A 17,904-nucleotide genomic window follows, 5' to 3' on the forward strand; every position below is an offset into this window, starting at 1 on the left:
GTCAGCCGTCCACGCGGAAGGTCAGCGTCGTCGTCCCGAGCTGGACCATGTCACCGGGGTTGAGCGCGACGGCGGAGACCCGCTGCCCGTTCACCATGGTGCCGTTGGTCGAACCCAGGTCGGTCAGCACGACCTGGCCCCCGTCGAAATCCAGCCGGGCGTGTCGCCGGGAGATGCCGACATCGGGCAGACGCAGGTTGGCCTGGTCGCCGCGACCGATCACCGTCGACCCCATCTGAAGGGGGTAGGTGCGACCGTCGCCGGAGACCAGCCGCACGTTGCGACCGCCACCGTGCCCGGGCGGCGGGCCGTAGCCACCGCCCTGGTCGTACGCGGGGTAGGCGGGCGGGCCGGCGTCGTAGCCGGGCGCCGACACCGGGGCGACCTCGCCGCCGGTGTAGACCTCGGCCGTGACACGGAACATGCCCGTGTCCAGGCCCTCGCCTCGCTCGATCTCGACGATCACATCGCCGTAGACCGTCCACGCCTGCTCGCCGATGAACTCCGCCTGCGACTGGGCCAACTCCTGGGCCAGCGCGGCGGCGTACGGCGCCAGCCGACTGTGGTCGAACGGCGAGAGATCGATCACGTAGCGGTTGGGCACCAACGTGCGCCCACCGGCCAGGATCGCCTTGTGCGCCTCGGCCTCCCGCTGCATGGCGTTGAGGATCTCCACGGGGTGGACCACCCCTTTGAAGACCTTGGCGAAGGCCCCTTCTACCAGGCCTTCCAGACGCTTCTCGAAGCGTTGCAGCACGCTCACCGGCTCCTCCTCGGGTCCCGAGGACATGATGGTATCCGGCCGGCGCGCGCGCAGCTCACACGCCGCTCGGCCGGCTGCTCTCGACCCGTTCGGAAGGGCCGGGATTGTCGTGCTAATCTTTCGTCCGCCACGAACGGTAATCGTTCGTGGCGAGCGTCAGGGACAGCGTAGTATTCCCGAGGCCCGTTGGAGACAGCGGGGCCGGGCGGCTAGAGTGTTCCGGGTTGTGCCACGGGGATGTGGCGGAATGGCAGACGCGCACGGTTCAGGTCCGTGTGCCCGAAAGGGCGTGGGGGTTCAACTCCCCCCATCCCCACCACCGACGAGGGCTCCGCTTTATGCGGGGCCCTTCCGTCATATCGGGGCGTGCTGGACGTCACGCTATGCTCCGATGGATTCTGCCTCCGATGGACCAGGAGTGGCGTGTGAGTGTCGCGTTGGTGACAGGGTCGGGTGGTCTGATCGGCTCCGAAGCGGTCCGGCATTTCGCCGGCCTCGGTCTGGACGTCGTCGGCATCGACAACGACATGCGCCGGTACTTCTTCGGCGAGGACGGCTCCACCTCGTGGAGCCTGGAACGGCTCGGCCGTGACCTGGGTAACGCGTACACCCACTTCGCGGTGGACATCCGGGACCGGGACGGCCTGGAGCAGGTGTTCAAGAAGTACGGCTCGGACATCGCAGTGGTGATCCACAGCGCTGCCCAGCCGAGCCATGACTGGGCAGCCAAGGAGCCGTACACGGACTTCGACGTGAACGCCGGCGGCACGCTCAACATCCTGGAGAACACCCGCCGGCACGCGATCGACGCGCCGTTCATCCACTGCTCGACGAACAAGGTGTACGGCGACCGGCCCAACAGCCTGCCGCTCATCGAGTTGGAGACCCGGTACGAGCTGCCCGAGGACCACCGCTGGTACCAGGGCATCACCGAAGAGATGTCGATCGACCACTCGCTGCACTCGGTCTTCGGCGCCTCCAAGGTCGCCGCGGACGTGATGGTCCAGGAGTACGGGCGCTACTTCGACATGAAGACCGCCTGTTTCCGGGGCGGCACGCTGACCGGCCCGGCGCACTCCGCCGCCGAGCTGCACGGGTTCCTGGCCTATCTGATGCGCTGCGTCATGGAGGGCCGGACGTACAACCTCTTCGGCTACAAGGGCAAGATGGTCCGGGACGCGATCCACTCGCACGACGTGCTGACCGCGTTCGAGGCGTTCTTCCGGGCCCCGCGATCCGCGGAGGTCTACAACCTCGGTGGCGGCCGCCACTCCAACACCTCGCACATCGAGGCGTTCCGGATCGCGGAGGAGATCACCGGCCGCGAGGCGCAGATCAACTACGTCGAGCAGAACCGCACCGGTGATCACCAGTGGTACGTGAGCAGCATGGCCCGGTTCGAGGCGCAGTATCCGGACTGGAAGATCACCTACGACGTGCCGATGATCCTGCGGGAGATCTACGAGGCCAACGTGGACAAGTGGGTGGCCCAGCCGTGAGCGCCCGGACGAAGCGCAACGTGCTCGGCGTCCTGGTCGACGCCACCGACTACGCCACGGCGACCGACGCGGTGGTGACCGCGGCACACGAACGGCGTCCCCTCGCGCTGACCGCGTTGGCAGTGCACGGTGTGATGACCGGGGTGCTCGACCCGGCGCACAACGCGCGGCTCAACTCCTTCGACGTGGTGACGCCGGACGGGCAGCCCGTGCGGTGGGCGCTCAACCTGCTGCACCACGCGGGGCTCAGCGACCGGGTGTACGGGCCGACCCTGACCCTGCACGTGCTGTCGCGCTTCGCCGACGAAGGGCTACCGGTCTACCTGTACGGCTCGACCGAGGAGACCCTCGCCCGGTTGATCCCGGCCCTGGAGCAGATGTTCCCGGCGCTGAAGATCGCCGGGGTGGAGCCGTCCAAGTTCCGTGCCGTTCAACCCGGTGAGGACGCCGAGATCGCCGACCGGATCCGGTCCAGTGGCGCCCGGTTGGTGCTGGTCGGGCTCGGCTGCCCGCGCCAGGAGGTCTTCACGTACGCCATGCGGCCGCTGCTCGACATGCCGCTGATGGCGGTCGGCGCGGCCTTCGACTACCACGCCGGGCTGCTGCGCCAGCCCCCGCCGTGGATGCAGCGCGTCGGCCTTGAGTGGTTCTGGCGCCTCGGTCTGGAGCCGAAGCGGCTCTGGCGCCGCTACGTCATCCTCAACCCGGCCTACCTGAGCCGGCTCGCCGCGCAGAAGACCGGCCTGTGGAAGGCCCGCCCGCCGGCGCCGGCCACCGAGCGGCCGGCCACCTTCTCGGTCTGAGCCCGATCCGTACGACACGAGGCCCCACCCGGCGTGCCGGGTGGGGCCTCGGTCGTCAGAACCCGATCAGACGGTCAGGGTCCAGGTGTTGATGTAGCCGGTGTCGGCCGAGTAGGTGTCCCGCACCTGGAGTCGCCAGATGCCGTCGGCGGCCTCACCGGACACGTTGACCGTGTACGTGGCGTTCACGTTGTCGGCGCTGTCCGAGGTGCTGCTGTTCTTCAGCCGGTACGAGCTGCCGTCCGGGGCGAGCAGGTCGATGACCAGGTCACCGCGGTAGGTGTGCACGATGTTCACCGCCACGGTGGAGGCCGAGGAGGCGTTGCGACCGCAGCCGGAGATGGTGATCGAGCTGGTCACCGCCGAGCCGGCGTCCGGGATCGACACGTCGGTGCCGTTGGTGCCGGTGCAGCCGGTGGGCGGCGGCGGGGTGCTGCCGGTGCCGACGTAGAGCAGCAGGTTCGGCGAGCCCGAGCCGGGGTTGCCCACCACGTTGGGGGTGGCGTTGGCCACCAGTTGGTTGCGGACCTGGGCCGGGGTCCAGCTCGGGTTGGCGCTGGCCACCAGGGCCGCCGCTCCGACCACGTGCGGCGTGGCCATCGAGGTGCCGCTGATCGTGTTGGTGGCGGTGTTGCTGGTGTACCAGGCCGAGGTGATCGACGAGCCGGGCGCGAAGATGTCCAGGCAGGTGCCGATGTTGGAGAACGACGAGCGGGCGTCCGTGCTGGTCGTCGAGCCCACAGTGATGGCTTCCGTGGTACGCGCCGGTGAGGTGTTGCAGGCGTTCGCGCCGCTGTCGTTGCCGGCCGCGAGACCATACGTGACGCCCGAGGCGATCGAGTTGCGGACGGCGTTGTCCAGCGAGGTGTTCGCGCCGCCGCCGAGGCTCATGTTCGCCACGGCCGGCTTGATCGCGTTCGCGGTGACCCAGTCGACGCCACCGATCACACCGGCGTTGGTGCCACTGCCGGAGCAGTTCAGCACCCGTACGCCGACGAGCTGGACGCCCTTGGCCACCCCGTACGCGGACCCGCCGACGGTGCCGGCCACGTGCGTGCCGTGCCCGTTGCAGTCGTCGGCCGACCCGCCGTCCACCGCGTCGTAGCCGGAGGTGGCCCGGCCGCCGAAGTCGTTGTGCGAGAACTTGATGCCGGTGTCGATGATGTAGGCGTGCACGTTGCTCGCCGTGTTCGGGTAGGTGTAGGAGCTGTCCAACGGCAGGTTGCGCTGGTCGATCCGGTCGAGGCCCCAGGAGGGCGGGTTGGCCTGCGTGCCGGAGATCGAGACGGTGTGGTTCTGCTCGACGTACGCCACGGCCGGGTCGGCCGCGATCCGGGCCGCCGCGCTGGCGCTCACCTTGGCCTCGAAGCCGCGCAACGCCGCGCCGTAGGTACGGGCCACCGTGCCGCCGTGGCGGCCGGAGAGCCGCTTCGCCGTGTCGCCGACCCGGTCCCGGGCGACGGCGCTGTCCTTGAGTACGACGATGTAGCTGTCCGGCACGGCGGTGGCTCCGCCGGCGGCCCGAACCACACCCACGGGTTCGGCGGCCAGGGCTGGGGTACCGACGGCCAGCACGGTCGCCGCGGCCACCCCGATCAGTACGGACCTTCGTGGAAGACCCATTTCCTACCTCCCTCTGACCGGCGGTGGAACGTGACCACCGGTCCCAACATCAATCGACACTTGCCGATCTAGCTGAGGGTAAGTCAGCCGTCGGGCAGTTGAACATGTCGAAACGGCCATACCTTCGAGTGATGACCCCCTACGGGCCCGGCGTCCGGGGCGAACGGGGGGCACGCCCGGATTCGCTCCGCCCGGATTCGGGAAAGACTCTCGAACATGGAGAGTCAGCTCAGCATCCTGCTCCCGGTCGCCGCCGTCTGGCTGGCCGCCGGCGTCGTTGCCGACGGCCTTCCCCGGCTGCGCAACACCCGCATGCTGCGTCGGCGTACCGGATGGTTGCTGGTGCTGGCCCTCACCGGCCTGGCGCTCACCGCCGCCGTGCTCGGCGGCGGGCTGTTCAGCGCCGGCACCGCTCCGATCGACCGGGCCGCCGCCGGGCTCACACTGGCCGCCGGCCCGGCGCTCGTGGCGACGGTCTGCTCGGTACGACGGATCCGCCGGCTGTGGGCCGGCGCGGGCGCGTTCGCCAGTGCCCCCGCCACCCCCGCGCCGCACGGGCTGCGCGCCGCCGCGGCCCACCCGCTCGTCGGGCTGCCGCTACAGGTCACCGCCCTGGCCACGGCGCCGGCGTTGATCGCCGCCGCTGGCGCCGACCTCGGGGCCGACCCCGGCGTCACCGGGCCGGCCATCACCGTGGGCGCGCTTGCGGTGATCGCCATCGGGGTCCGGCACGCGCTACGCCACAACCGCCTCGCGGAGCGGGCCCAGCCCGCCGTCGCAGGGTCAACGCGGGCGGCTGGCGCTCTGCACGTATAGCAGTTCCAGGATCGACCTGGTCGCCTCGAACCAGCGATCCAGCCAGTCCTGCGAGGGCACTGTGCCCTTCGGCGGCAACTCCATCAGCAGCCCACGCAGCAACGGGTGGTCCGCCAGGGACTCGGGCGGCTCGATCGGCCAGCCCGCCGGCGGGAACGACGGCTCGATCAGCGGGTTCGGGTCCAGTGAGGGCAGCGACAGCGGAGGATCCGTCGTCTCGGAAGCACCCTCCCGCCCGCTCAACTCCTGGTCGGTCGAGACCACCTCGGTCAGAACCGTGTCTCGACGAGCGCCGCGGTACTTGCCACCGAACCGCTCCGGCTTGGCCGGACCGGTGGTGAGGTTGTCTGAACCGATCGTCGTCATCCGTCTCGCCTACTCGCTCGGTTGCGGGTCGGTGCGGCGGGTCGTCGACCAGCGCCGTACCGACCGGTTCAACGAGACGGGGACGCTCTGGCGACGGGAATCCCGACGGAACCTGGCCGACTCCTGCCGCGACGCGGCAGTCAGTCGCGCCTACCGCGGACACGGCGGAGTCCCCGTCCGGCGAACCAGACGGGGACTCCACTGACCAGTCGGTCAGACCGCGCCGAACACACCACCCCTGGTGCCGGCAACGAAGGAGTGCCAGTCACCCGGTGCGAAGACCAGGGCGGGGCCCGCCTTGTCCTTCGAGTCCCGCACTCCGACCGCCCCCGTCACGTACGCCACCTCCACGCAGTTGTCACAGTTCGGCCCGCTCTTCGAGCTCTTGAACCATGCTGCCTGCGTCAGGTCCACGGGGAACCCTTTGGTCGCCATTTCCACAACGGCTCCTCTGCCAGTTTTGCGATGTGTGCGACGGACTCCTCCGGACGTATGGCCGCAGCGCGGATGTGATCGAAGATGAAGCTGTACTTCTGTAGTTCGTCGCTCTTCTCGAGGAAAAGCCCACCCGTGGCGTTCTCCGCGTACACAACATCCGGATCACCGGGCTCAGGGAAGCTGAGGATCGTGAACGTGCCGTCCATGCCGGCATGCGCACCCACCTCGAAGGGCAGGATCTGCAGCGTCACGTTCGGCAACTCGGCCACCTCGACCAACCGTTTGAGTTGACCGCGCATCACCTCGTCCCCGCCCACCGGCCGACTTACCACCGCCTCATCGAGCACCACCCACAGATCGACCGGATCGTCCTGGGTCAATAACGACTGACGGCCCAAACGGACACGCACTCTTTGATGCACCTGATCGGCGGTGAAGTCCGGCCGAGCGGCACGGATCATGGCTCCGGCGTACTCCTCGGTCTCCAGAAGACCCGGAACGACCTGCTGTTCGTACGCCCGGATCGAACTGGCCGCCGCCTCCAGCCCGACGTACGCGCCGACGAGCACGGTGCTGTAGGGGTGCCACCAGCCCTTCTGGCGGGCCTCCCGGGCGATCTGCACGAGCTCGTCGCTCTCGGCGCCGACGACGCCGTAGATCCGCAGCATGTCCCGTACGTCGCGGGGGGTGGCCGTGGTGTGCCCGGTCTCGATCCGGGAGACCTTGGACGCCGAGCATTCCAACTGTTCGGCGACCACCTCGATGGTGATTCCGGCGGACTCCCGCTGGCGACGCAGCTCGGCCCCGAGCCGCCGCCGTCTGATGGTGGGACTGCGCCGCTCACTCATCGCGCAACCCCGTGAGTCACTGGTCTCCGCCGCTGGCTGCTCGACCCCACTCGGGCTACCTCCGGTAACGCGCCACTGGGTGACACCCGCCGGGGGCGCGACCGTCGACCGGCGAGCGTTCGCGACGAAGGGGGTGGTGCCGGTCCTCGGCCGGCCGCGACGGGCGAAACCGATCCCCAGTCTGCCGCCCGGACGCGGATGGCTTCAATAGGCCTTTCGCGCGACACGCTCACGTATCGGCAAAAGTCGACGTGCAACTTGCATGAAGCACGTCCCTGATGCACTCTGTCCGTATGGCACGGATCACTCAGCGTCTCCGTTCGGTCCCTCGGAGTGGTGACCCCACCGCTTCGGGGAAGCTGGGCACGACGCGGGCCCGGCCGACGACAACGCGACCTGCTCCGGGGTAAGGACCCCGCCGCTGCAAGCCGGCAAGCTGCGGCGGCGGGCGCGTTCCCGGAAGCAACCGGGTGGTGGTCGGGTGACGGCACGTCACCAGCGGGGTACGGCCCGACCACTGCCATCCGCACCACCGGTTCACGAGGCACGACCCCGTCACCGGCCGAGACGTCCCCCGTTCAGGCACCGCCGGCGCAATCGCCGGCCGATCCTCCCCAGGAGCCCATGTGCTTCCCCGCACCGGTGACGTACTGCATGTGACACGCGCGGCGAGTGTCCAGTTCCTCAGGCCGATCAAGTTCCGGGTGATCCGGGTCCTCGACTGGCCGACCTATGACGGCTGGCTGTGGCTCGACGGCTACGAGTTGAACACCGCGGGTGACGCTGTCACCCGACGGTCGATCTTCGTTCAGCGGGAAGGGTTGCAGCAACTGCAGGCCGCCCCCGAACCCCGTCCGCACACCGTGCGGGCCCGCCGCCCGGTCGCGCGTACCCCGCTCCGGGTGGGCTGACCGACCCGAACCGCCGCCGGTGGGCGTGCCGTCGCCATAGAATCGGTACGCCCACCCCGGCACGTTCCACCCGCTCGTCCAGGACCCTGACCCTGGGATGGTCATGGTCAATCAGCCCGCCCTGCGGCGGCACCACCGCTCTCTTATCGCCTATGCCTTCGGACTCCTCGCCCTCCTCGGGGCGATGGCGACACTCCTGGTCCTCGCCCGCGACCCGGCGATGTCGTCCACCCGGCTGACCGCACCGGTGCCCGCACCGGAGATCACCGTGCTCGACTCCGACCCGCCGACGGGCGACGGTCAGTCGGTCTACGACAAACCCGGCTGGACCGACACCGACACCGACACCCCGGCCGAGCAGGCTGGTGGTACCGACCGGACCGGACCGGTGTCCGGGCTGGGTGCCGGCGGCCAGTCCGACGGCCGTCAGGAACTCACCGAGGCCGCTCCGGCTGGGCACAGCGCCACGGACATCCGCCATTCCCTCTTCTGGTCCGGCATCTTCGGCCTCGCCATCTCGCTGGCCGGCATCGGCCTCGTCGGCACCCGCCGCCGGATGTGGTGACCAGCGGTCACGACGTGCTCGTCACAGTGGGGCTCGGTGTGGTCGGGCTCGCCCCGGTCGAGGGCTGAGCCTGGGAGATGATCAACAACACCTCGTCGTCGGTGGACACCGACGTGCCGGCGTCCGGCTCGGTGCCCACCACGGTCCCGGGTGGCAACTCCGACGGGCGGTACACCACCCGGTAGGTCAGACCGAGCCGAGCCAACAGCCCTTCGGCGGTGGCCTGCGGCAGGCCGGCGAGCGGTGGCACCGGCAGCTCGTCCGGCGCTTCCGTGGTCGGCGAGCTGCTCGGCGACTCACTGGTGGGTGCCGCCGACGTGGGGGCTGCGCTGGTCGGCAGGGCGCTGGGGGCACTGGTCGGCGGAGGCGACGGGGTGGGCCCGCGATCGTCCCGGTCGTCGTCCTGCTGGGCGAGCACCACCCAGAGCGCGCCCCCGAGCAGGCCGGCGAGCAGCAGCGCCAGTACGCCCCAGAGGATCGGCGACCACCACCGCCGACCACCCTGCTCCTCGACGTACCACTCACCGCCGGCGTCATCTGGTCGGGGCGAGCGCACCTCGGCCCGGCCGGACCAGGCCGGCGGTATCGGCGCCGTCCGGTCGGCCGGCGGGCCCGGCCGGGTGCCGGCAGACCGGTCGATCGGCATTGTCTGGTCGGGCGAAGGATCGGGACGAGCCGGGACGGTCCGGTCGATCGGTGCCGTCTCGTCCGGTCCGTCGGCGGCGGGCCCGGTCGGGGCCGGCCGATCAGCGGCGGAGGGCAGGGGTCGGGTCCGGTCGTCGTCGTGCTCGTCGGCGGGAGGCTCCTGGCGGTCGTCGCTCATCGCACGTCCTTTCCCGAACCCGGACGGGCGTCATGGCCCTCGACCGCCAACCTAGTCGCCCACACCGCCATCGGTGGGGATCAGCGTGCCGAGCCGCGCCGGCTGTCGGCGAGACAGGACGCCGGTACGAGGCGCGAACCCGCCGGCCTGGAATCAGGGAGTGGGTTTCGGGGTCGGCTGGCCGTCGGAGCCACACCAGATGCTGACCTGGTCGTTCCACCGGGCCGGGCCGTCCTCGGCGGGCTCCTGCCGGCTGACCTTTCCAGTACGTCCGCTGAGGTAGCGCGGGTAGAGGCCCTCGTCGACCAACTCGTCGGCGGCGTCGGCGCAACTCTCGCCGACAACGTCCGGCACCTCGGCGGCCGGCGCCGGCCCGGCAACCTGTAGTTGCACAGTCGTCCCCCGGGCGACCTCGGTGCCCACGTCCGGTGTGGTGCTCTCGACCGTACGGCCGACGCCGCCACCGAAGACCAGCCGCCAACCGAGCCGCTGCTTGCGCAGCGCCTCCCGGGCCTGCTCGAAGTCGGTGCCGATCACCGGCGGCACGGTCAGGCCGGCTGCCTTGGTCGGGGCGGCGGAGGTCTGGACCGCCGACGGTGTCGGTCGGCCGCTGCTCGGCCGGGGTGCGGTGGGCCGGGTGGTCGACGCGCCAGCCGTGGTCGCAACGGCCAGCGGGTCACCAGAGGATGCGTCGTCCTCACCGGCCAGCAACCAGCCGCCGGTCGCACCCACGGCGGCGAGCAGCACCGCTGCCAACCCACCGCCGAGCACAACGCTGGCACGGCCCGCACCGCCACCGGCGGCATTCTGCTGGCCCGTGTTCGTGTCCGTCATAACGCCCACCGCCTCATCACCGGCGACCGTACCGCCCGCCGCCCAACCCGCCCGCACCGGCGGTCCACACCGGCGGGTCTCTGCGACTCGCCGCGCCGACGACGGGACGTTACGCTGCCCGGCATGGCCAGACAGGGCTGGGGAGTGTCGATCGCGGCGGCGATCGGGGTCGCTGCCGGCGCGGGTGCCGCACAACTGGGCTTCGGCTACGGGCTCGGCGTCATCACCTGGACGCCCACCGATGCCGGTGCGACAGACACAGCCTGGGCGGACGGCCTCGCCTGGGCCACCTGGCTCGCCGCCAGTTCGACGGTCCTCGGCGCGGTCTGCGCGCAGCGGCTTCACCAACGCAACGCCCCGGCGAAGACAGTGATCTCTCCGGAAACCTCGCCAGACGGTGCTGCCCCTCAGGAGGGCCTGCGGCTCGACGAACGGCGGCCGGAGCACGACAGCCCGGTCGACGGGCCTTCACCGGTCGTCGACACCGCCCGCCCGGAGGTGGCGGGCACGCCACCAGCGGCGGCCGACACGCCGGTCGACGACCGGGGCGGCCTGCTGCGCCGGGTGGCAGTGGCGCTTGGCGCCGGGCTGGGCGGGCTGGTCACCGTCCTGTTGATTGCGGTACCCGCGCGGGTCGCGACCGGCGCGGACACCGGCGCCCCGCAACGCACGGCCGCCGTACAGGCGACGCTGGGCATCCTGATCGGCGTACTCGTCGCGATCTGGGCGCTTCGCTCCCGAGCCGCCGCGGTCAACGTGACAGCGACGGCCGCCTGGCTCTGGCTGCTCGCGGTGATCTCCGTCATCGACGGGGTACGCGTCGGACGGGGGCTGACCGGCGCGCAGCTCGGTACCTGGCAGTTCGACCCGGACCACGCCCGGTACTGGATCGGGGGTCAGATCTACTGGCCCGGTGCGCTGCTGGCACTGGTGCCCGCGCTGCTGATCGGCGTACTGGCCGCTCGGCGGTCCGCCCGCTCGGGCGGACACCGCGTGGGTGCGGCGGCCTCCGGCGCGGCGGGCCCGGTGCTCGTCGCGCTCGCCTACCTGACCACCCTGCCGCACTGGTCGACGCTGGGCCCCGCGCAGCTGTCCACCCAGCTGATCGCCCCGTACGCGGTGATCGCCGGTATCGGCGGCTCGGTGCTGGCCGCCCGCCTCGGCGAGCACAGCGAACGGAACCGCCCGGCCGAACAGAGCCGCCCGGCCCGGCCGGGTGCTGTGCCTCGGGACACGGTGACCGACCCGGCCCCGGTGACAGGGACCGAGCCCGAGCCGCCGGTCTCCGGCGCGACGGGCGAACCCACTGCGTCAACTGCCGGAGCCTCGGCCTCGACGGTTGGCACCACGGGGCGCCGCAGGAAGGTCAGCGTGCCGTCGCAGATGCCCAGGACGGGCTCGCTGCCGGGCGAAGCCACCGCCGCACCGCAGGTGCCCGCTCCGCGTACGGACCCCGACCGCTCGGATCCGACCCCTCCCACCGAAGCCACGACGAAGGACGCGGCCCCGAGCAGCCGCCGCACCCGCGCAGCCCGCCGCCCCACCACCGACTAACCCCGCCCTGCCGCCCCCAGCCCGGCCGCCCCACCCGGCCTCACCCTGTTGATCATGAAGTTATTGCCACCTCGCTCGGCGTGTCATGGCAACAACTTCATGATCAACGCGCTTCGAGGGGGGGTGGGGGGGTGCAGGGGGTTAGGTGGTTGGCCAGGTGTGGACGGGTTCGTTGGTGCGCTGGAGTTCGGCGTAGCGCTGGACCATGTGGTGCAGCGCGGCAGGCCGGTCCATGCCGTGGCGCCGCTCCGCCGCCCAGACCGCCTCGGTCTGCCAGACGGCGCCGTTGCGGCCGGTACGGCAGCGCTGCTCGATGATGTCGAGCAGCCGGTCCCGCTGCGCCGGGGCGACGCCGAACCCGTCCAGGCCGGTGGCGGCGGTGGGCAGTAGCTGGTCCAGGACCAGCTTGGTGACTGGCACGTCGCCGAGCGCGGGCCAGTGCAGCACGGCGTCGAGGCCACGTCGGGCGGCGGCGTGGAAGTTCTCCTCGGCGGAGCTGAAGGTGAGTTGGCTCCAGATCGGGCGGTCGGCCTCGGCCAGGCCGCGTACCAGCCCGAAGTAGAAGGCCGCGTTGGCCAACATGTCCACCACGGTCGGGCCGGCCGGCAGCACCCGGTTCTCCACCCGCAGATGGGGTCGGCCGTTCATGATGTCGTAGACGGGACGGTTCCACCGGTAGACCGTGCCGTTGTGCAACCGCAACTCCCCGAGCTGTGGCACACCGCCGGCGTGCAGGACCTCCACCGGGTCCTCGTCCTCGCAGATCGGCAGCAGCGGCGGGAAGTACCGGACGTTCTCCTCGAACAGGTCGAAGATCGAGGTGATCCATCGTTCGCCGAACCACACCCGCGGCCGTACGCCCTGGGCCTTCAGCTCGTCGGGACGGGTGTCGGTGGCCTGCTGGAACAGGGCGATCCGCGTTTCGGCCCACAGTTGGCGGCCGTACAGGAAGGGGCTGTTCGCACCGACCGCCACCTGCACACCCGCGATGGCCTGGGACGCGTTCCAGTAGTCGGCGAAGCTGTCCGGGGCGACCTGGAGGTGGAACTGGAGGCTCGTGCAGGCGGCCTCGGGGGCGATCGAGTCGGTGTGCGTGCGCAACTGCTCGACGCCGCGGATGTCCAGCTCGATGTCCTCGCCCCGGGCGCCGACGATCTGGTCGTTGAGCACCCGGTAACGCTCGTTGGTGGAGAGGTTGTCCTCGACCAGGTGCCCCTCGGTGAGGGTGGGCAGGATGCCGACCAGGACGATGTTCGCGTCGGATCTGGCGGCACGCTCGTCGGCCCGGGAGAGGCTGCCGCGCAGGTCGTGCTCGTAGTCGGCGAAGCCGTTGCCCTCGATGAGTCGGGGTTCGGCGTTCAGTTCCAGGTTGAACTGCCCTAACTCGGTCTGGAAGAGGGGGTCCGCGATGTCGGCGAGGATCTCCTCGTTGCGCATCGCCGGCTCGGCGGCCGAGTCGACCAGGTTGAGCTCGATCTCCAGACCCGTCATCGGCCGGTCGGCGTCGAAGCCGAAGTCGTCCAGCATCAGGGCGAAGACGTCCAGGCACCGCCGCACCTTCTGCCGATATCGGACGCGATCATCCCGGGTGAAGGCGCCCTCTGAGACGTCCCTGCCCATGTGTCCTCCCGACGGCCGGCGCGGTCGGGATCATCCCGTCCCGGAAGCGCTTTGTGAAGCATCCACGGTAAGAGCGCCCACCTGACCGGGGCCAGAGGCCGACGGCGGTGATCCGACGTCGACCGGGGCGGACGCGCTCGTGGCGCCATCTGTACCCCGTCGTCGACCGAGTGGACCGGAAAGCGGTGAGAACAACCCGTGACAATTACCACCGCCAGTGGGAACGACGCAGGGCCCGCGCCGACGTGCGGCGCGGGCCCTGCGTACCGGATCGCCGGGAGGATTCCCCTGGCCCTCCGGCGATCCCCGGGGATCAGGCCTGGCGTACGGCCTCGCCCTCGATCTCAATCTTGATCTTGCGGCTGACCAGCACGCCCCCGGTCTCCAGGGCGACGTTCCAGGTCAGGCCGAACTCCTCGCGGTCGATCTCGGTGCTCGCGGAGAAGCCGAAGATGTCCTGGCCGAACGGGCTGCGGCCGACACCCTCGAACTCCACCTCCAGCTCGACGGGACGGGTGACGTCCTTGATGGTCAGCTCACCGGTGAGCACGAACTCACTGCCGCTGCGGGACTTGACCCCGGTGCTGCGGAACTCGAGCGTCGGGAACTTCTCGGCGTCCAGGAACTCGGGGCTGCGCAGGTGCGCGTCCCGGTCGGCCTGGGTCGTGTCGACGCTGGCGGCCTGAATGGTGGCGACGACCGACGACTGCAGCGGGTCCTCGGCGACGGTGATGGTGGCGGTCGCGTCGTTGAACTCACCGCGAACCTTGCTCACCATCATGTGCCGGGCAACGAAGCCGACCCGCTTGTGCGCCACGTCGAGCGCGTAGGTGCCGGCCGTCGGGATGGTGAGGCCGTCCCAGTCGCGGGTAACCGTCTCGATGCTGCTGGTCATGCTGCTGTCCTCCAGGGGATTGTTTAATAGCCCAACGACTGCCTGAGCAACTATAACCGCAACAATATTCCCCGTGTCAAGCACTGGTATGATGAACGGGTGACCAACGTCTTCGACGATCCCCGGATCACCGCCGTCGGCCTGCTCTTCGAGGCACACGCCGGGCTGTCCGCCCGGTTCAACGCTCAACTCGAGGAGCACGGCCTCTCCGCGGTCGAGTTCGAGGTCATCACGCGACTGGCCCGCTCGCCGGGCAACCAACTACGCATGACCGACCTTGCCGCACAGACCTCCCTGTCGACAAGCGGAGTGACCCGGGTCGTGGACCGGATGGAGCGCGACGGGTTGCTGACCCGCCGGGCCTGCCCGAACGACCGCCGCAGCTCGTACGCGGTGGTCACCGCCTCCGGGATGCAACGCCTCAACGAGACGCTGCCCGGGCACCTGCAAATGATCGAGCAGTGGTTCACCGGGCAACTCGACCCAGAGGCGCTGGTGGCGCTCCTCGACGGGTTGCGCCGCGTCCGCGACGCCGCTCATCCGTGCGCAACCGCCGGCAGTGACGACGTCAGCCCGGAGCAGGCCACAGCCACCGACGAAGCCACCCGACGGCACTGATCACCACTCGCCGTCGGGCGGCGGCAGCGGCAGAAAGACCGGCAGAACTGATCCAGCCAAGCTGGAGGATTCGGTCCAAGCCGACTTTCTGCCACCCCATCGGTGGCAGGCTTCGGGCACCGGGGATCACCGGGGGGTGACGGCGCGGGCGATCAGCGAGGGGTAGCACCAAAGGGGGCTCTTCGCCCGCGCCACTCTCCCGTCGCGATCCGCTCGGGGACAGCGCAGGGCTCGATCCGCGCAGGGACAGCGCAGGGCTACTGAGCCGGTCCACCCCGGGCGGCGATCAGCGCGTAGAGCAGTCCCGACTCCTGCGGCAACAGCCGGATGCCACTCTCCACACAGACCCGGTCCAGTCGATCGAGCACCGACGGGTCCGCAGTGCTCGCAGCCAGCCCCACCAGCGCCTCCACCACGTCGCGGCGATCCTGCCCCGCATGGTCGGCCGCAGCTGCGAACCACTCGGCAGCCAACTCCCGGTCCCCCCGGTGCAGCGCCAGGTTCCCCTCGATCAGCGCACAGAGCCCGGCCTCCGGGCCACCCCAGACCAGCGCCGAGTCGTCCGAGCGCGGTCGCGGCACGGTCCCCGCCGGCAGCGCCTCCCCGCCCCCGGCGCGCAACTCGGTCAGCACCGCTGTCGCCTCCGCGGCCCGCCCGTCCTGGGCGAGCGCCAGCCCGACGGTCCCGAGCACCCGACGGCGACGCCCGGGATCACCCAGCTCGGACAGGGCAGCGATCGCTCGCCGACCACGGTCGATGGCGTCCGCGTACCAGCCCTCCAGCCGGGCGACCTCGGCGCGATTGGCCCAGCCCAGCACGCGCAGCCGCTGCTCCCCACTCTCGGCGGCGAGTCGGTCCACCGCAGCGAGTCGGCGGCGGGCCGCAGCCAGATCGCCCGCGCGGATCTCGTGCCAGGCGAGGCTGTTCTGGGCCACCGCCAGGTCCCGGGTCCGCCCGTTGCGGGCGGCCAACCGCAGCAGCGCCTCGGCCTGCTCGCGAGCCTCGTCCTGCCGCCGGACGGAGATCAGCAGGGTGCCCAGCACGTTTCGCGCCTCCAACTCCCCTGTGACGTCGCCGGCCTGCCGGAAGGTGTCCAACGCCGCACGGGCCGTCGACAACTCCTCGGCACCGGCGCCGTGCTCCGCGGCCAGCCGGGCGACGCCGAGGGCAGCCCAGCCACGCAGGAGAGGATCGGCGTCGGCGGTCCGCGGGTCCGCCAGCAGCCGCCGCAGCCACTGCCGCCCGACGACGTCGCGTCCGCGGAACCGCCACCAGCGGGTCAGACAGGCCGCCAGCCGCAGCGCTGTCAACGGGTCGTCGGTGGCCGCGTGCGCCAACGACGAGCTGATGTCACTGCTCATCTCGTCCAGCCGGTGCACCGCGTCGGGTAACCGTGGGCCGATCAGGTCACTGGCGGTACGGGCCACCAGGCGCGCGATGACCTCCGCGTGTCGACGCCGGATGCAGGTCAGCTCACCTCCGCCGGCCGCCTGCTCGACGGCGTAGTCCCGGACCGCGTCGAGCAGGCGGAACCGGAACGACCCGGTTCCGCGTACGCTCAGCAGCCCCAACTCGACGAAGCGGTCCAACAGTGGAACCGGATCGATCGCCACGGTGCCGTCCCGGTCGGCCTCGTCGACGAGCATCTCCTCGGCCAACTCGACCGACCAGCGGTTACCGAAGACGGCCAGTTGCCGCAGCGCGGCCTGTTCGTCAGACGCCAACAGGCGGTAGCTGAACGCCACCGCGTCCCGCAGGGTGACGGCGACCGCCACCGCCGCACTGGTGTCGGGTCCGCTCGTCCGGCTGCCGAGCGCCTCCGGTGCGTCCCAGGCCGGGTGGGCGGACGCGTCCGCGGGGGTGGCCAGGTCGAGCACCCGGTCGCCGTACCTGTCGAGCAATTCGGTGAGGTCGAGGAGACGGCCCCGGGCGGCCATCAGCTCGATGGCCAACGGCAGCCCGCCCAACCGGCGCACCAACGCGGCGAGCGCCGGCAGCTCAGCGGGGGTGGGCGGCTCTCGGCGGACCTGAGCGAGCCGGGCGGTGAACAACGCGCCAGCCGGCCACGATTCGAGTCCGGAGTGCTCAGCCTCCGGTGGTGGTACGTCGAGTGGCGCGACCGGCCAGACCCGCTCGCCGGGCAACCCGACCGGGTGCCGCCCGGTGACCAGCACCCGCAGCGAGGGCAGCGCTCCGAGCAACCGGTGCACTGTCGCGGCCACCGGGCCGGGCGCGCGCTCCACCGCGTCCATCACCAGCAGCGTCGGCCGCCCGGCGAGCAGCGCCACGAGTTCGGACAGGCGCGCCACTCCGAGCACGGACATCGAGGCGGCGAGCACGTCCGGACCGTCGGCGCCCTCGCCCACCAGCACCCCGGCAACACCGGCCGGGTGAGCGGCGGCCACCAGGTGCGCCACCGACGTCGCCAGGGCGGTCTTGCCGACGCCGGCCAACCCGACGAGGCTCACCAACCGGGGTCCTCGCTCCGCCGTCAGCATTTCGGCCAGCTCGGTGAGGTCGCGCTCCCGGCCGATCAACTCCACCGGCGGCGGGAGCGCGACCGACCTGTCGGCGGGGGCGGCGGCTGACGTGGCGTTGCCGCCGACCGCGAGCGCCGTCGACGTGGCGTCCGGCGAGGCCGGTTCGGCACCGGCCCCGCGGGCAGCGGCCAGGAACGCCGCCCGGCTGGTGCCGGTCAGCGCCAGTGCCCCGGCGAGCAGTTCCACAGTGGTGCGTTGTGGCCGGTTCGACCGGCCACGCTCCAGGTCACGGACCGTCCGCACACCCACCCCGGCCCGGGACGCCAGCTCGGCCTGGGTGAGGCCGGCGGCGCGTCGATGCCCGCGGAGCAGCTCCGGCAAGGTGGTACGTCCAGCCGGGCTCCGCGACCATTCATGATCCGGAGTCATGGGCTCGAAGAGTACGGAT

The 17,904-nt window shown here is 71.0% G+C and carries 17 protein-coding genes and 1 tRNA gene; 8 read left to right on the forward strand and 10 right to left on the reverse strand.

What is annotated here, in order from left to right:
* Nucleotide 1: 1 nt before the first annotated feature.
* Entirely contained in the window at nt 2-790 is a 789-nt protein-coding gene (locus AB0B68_RS14040; protein WP_007454122.1) for a DUF3662 and FHA domain-containing protein, read from the reverse strand.
* A 206-nt stretch (nt 791-996) separates the two neighbouring features.
* On the opposite strand from AB0B68_RS14040, the gene AB0B68_RS14045 reads away from it, so the two are divergent.
* The 3 genes from AB0B68_RS14045 (at nt 997) to AB0B68_RS14055 (ending at nt 3,065) form a co-directional block, all read left to right on the forward strand.
* Nucleotides 997-1,082 (forward strand) — tRNA-Leu (locus AB0B68_RS14045).
* Between the two features lie 64 nt (nt 1,083-1,146).
* Nucleotides 1,147-2,262: an NAD-dependent epimerase/dehydratase family protein gene (locus AB0B68_RS14050; protein ID WP_238687678.1), complete on the forward strand. Its 1,116-nt coding sequence runs from the start codon at nt 1,147-1,149 to the stop codon at nt 2,260-2,262.
* Complete coding sequence (locus AB0B68_RS14055) at nt 2,259-3,065, forward strand: WecB/TagA/CpsF family glycosyltransferase (protein ID WP_355004607.1); 807 nt, start codon at nt 2,259-2,261, stop codon at nt 3,063-3,065. The genes AB0B68_RS14050 and AB0B68_RS14055 overlap by 4 nt, the downstream gene beginning before the upstream one ends.
* A 66-nt stretch (nt 3,066-3,131) precedes the next feature.
* On the opposite strand, the gene AB0B68_RS14060 is transcribed toward AB0B68_RS14055, so the two are convergent.
* Entirely contained in the window at nt 3,132-4,688 is a 1,557-nt protein-coding gene (locus AB0B68_RS14060; RefSeq protein WP_357260214.1) for a S8 family serine peptidase, read from the reverse strand.
* Between the two features lie 216 nt (nt 4,689-4,904).
* On the opposite strand from AB0B68_RS14060, the gene AB0B68_RS14065 reads away from it, so the two are divergent.
* Nucleotides 4,905-5,504, forward strand: coding sequence for a hypothetical protein (locus AB0B68_RS14065; protein ID WP_357194790.1), 600 nt, complete (start codon nt 4,905-4,907; stop codon nt 5,502-5,504).
* Here the strand turns inward: AB0B68_RS14065 and AB0B68_RS14070 are convergent.
* The 3 genes from AB0B68_RS14070 to AB0B68_RS14080 form a co-directional block, all read right to left on the reverse strand.
* Nucleotides 5,472-5,870: a hypothetical protein gene (locus tag AB0B68_RS14070; RefSeq protein ID WP_357194787.1), complete on the reverse strand. Its 399-nt coding sequence runs from the start codon at nt 5,868-5,870 to the stop codon at nt 5,472-5,474. The two genes, AB0B68_RS14065 and AB0B68_RS14070, sit on opposite strands and share 33 nt — an antisense overlap.
* Before the next feature lie 213 nt (nt 5,871-6,083).
* Complete coding sequence (locus AB0B68_RS14075; RefSeq protein WP_091396369.1) at nt 6,084-6,305, reverse strand: DUF397 domain-containing protein; 222 nt, start codon at nt 6,303-6,305, stop codon at nt 6,084-6,086.
* Entirely contained in the window at nt 6,275-7,156 is an 882-nt protein-coding gene (locus tag AB0B68_RS14080) for a helix-turn-helix transcriptional regulator (RefSeq protein ID WP_091396372.1), read from the reverse strand. The genes AB0B68_RS14075 and AB0B68_RS14080 overlap by 31 nt, the downstream gene beginning before the upstream one ends.
* Nucleotides 7,157-7,782: 626 nt before the next feature.
* Between AB0B68_RS14080 and AB0B68_RS14085 the strand changes: the two genes are divergently transcribed.
* Both AB0B68_RS14085 and AB0B68_RS14090 read left to right on the forward strand, forming a co-directional pair.
* Complete coding sequence (locus AB0B68_RS14085; protein ID WP_355004603.1) at nt 7,783-8,067, forward strand: hypothetical protein; 285 nt, start codon at nt 7,783-7,785, stop codon at nt 8,065-8,067.
* Nucleotides 8,068-8,170: 103 nt separating this feature from the next.
* Nucleotides 8,171-8,632 carry a hypothetical protein gene (locus AB0B68_RS14090; protein ID WP_357194783.1) on the forward strand — a complete coding sequence of 154 codons (462 nt, stop codon included), beginning with the start codon at nt 8,171-8,173 and terminating at the stop codon, nt 8,630-8,632.
* A gap of 7 nt (nt 8,633-8,639) precedes the next feature.
* On the opposite strand, the gene AB0B68_RS14095 is transcribed toward AB0B68_RS14090, so the two are convergent.
* Entirely contained in the window at nt 8,640-9,455 is an 816-nt protein-coding gene (locus AB0B68_RS14095; protein WP_357194780.1) for a PASTA domain-containing protein, read from the reverse strand.
* A 153-nt stretch (nt 9,456-9,608) separates the two neighbouring features.
* Nucleotides 9,609-10,289 carry a PASTA domain-containing protein gene (locus AB0B68_RS14100; protein WP_357194777.1) on the reverse strand — a complete coding sequence of 227 codons (681 nt, stop codon included), beginning with the start codon at nt 10,287-10,289 and terminating at the stop codon, nt 9,609-9,611.
* Nucleotides 10,290-10,412: 123 nt separating this feature from the next.
* On the opposite strand from AB0B68_RS14100, the gene AB0B68_RS14105 reads away from it, so the two are divergent.
* On the forward strand, nt 10,413-11,843 hold the full coding sequence (locus tag AB0B68_RS14105) for a hypothetical protein (protein ID WP_357194774.1): 1,431 nt from the start codon (nt 10,413-10,415) through the stop codon (nt 11,841-11,843).
* Between the two features lie 141 nt (nt 11,844-11,984).
* Here the strand turns inward: AB0B68_RS14105 and AB0B68_RS14110 are convergent, their stop codons facing one another.
* Nucleotides 11,985-13,463 (reverse strand): glutamate--cysteine ligase, encoded by a 1,479-nt coding sequence (locus AB0B68_RS14110; RefSeq protein WP_357194771.1) that lies wholly within the window; start codon nt 13,461-13,463, stop codon nt 11,985-11,987.
* Between the two features lie 313 nt (nt 13,464-13,776).
* A complete protein-coding gene (locus tag AB0B68_RS14115) occupies nt 13,777-14,358 on the reverse strand; it encodes a YceI family protein (protein ID WP_357194768.1) in 582 nt (193 codons plus the stop codon).
* Nucleotides 14,359-14,457: 99 nt separating this feature from the next.
* Between AB0B68_RS14115 and AB0B68_RS14120 the strand changes: the two genes are divergently transcribed.
* Nucleotides 14,458-14,976 carry a MarR family transcriptional regulator gene (locus AB0B68_RS14120; protein ID WP_355004596.1) on the forward strand — a complete coding sequence of 173 codons (519 nt, stop codon included), beginning with the start codon at nt 14,458-14,460 and terminating at the stop codon, nt 14,974-14,976.
* A gap of 257 nt (nt 14,977-15,233) precedes the next feature.
* Here the strand turns inward: AB0B68_RS14120 and AB0B68_RS14125 are convergent, their stop codons facing one another.
* Nucleotides 15,234-17,885 (reverse strand): helix-turn-helix domain-containing protein, encoded by a 2,652-nt coding sequence (locus tag AB0B68_RS14125; protein ID WP_357260217.1) that lies wholly within the window; start codon nt 17,883-17,885, stop codon nt 15,234-15,236.
* Nucleotides 17,886-17,904: the final 19 nt, after the last annotated feature.

This window comes from Micromonospora sp. NPDC049049, from assembly GCF_040649115.1.
Lineage (GTDB): Bacteria > Actinomycetota > Actinomycetes > Mycobacteriales > Micromonosporaceae > Micromonospora.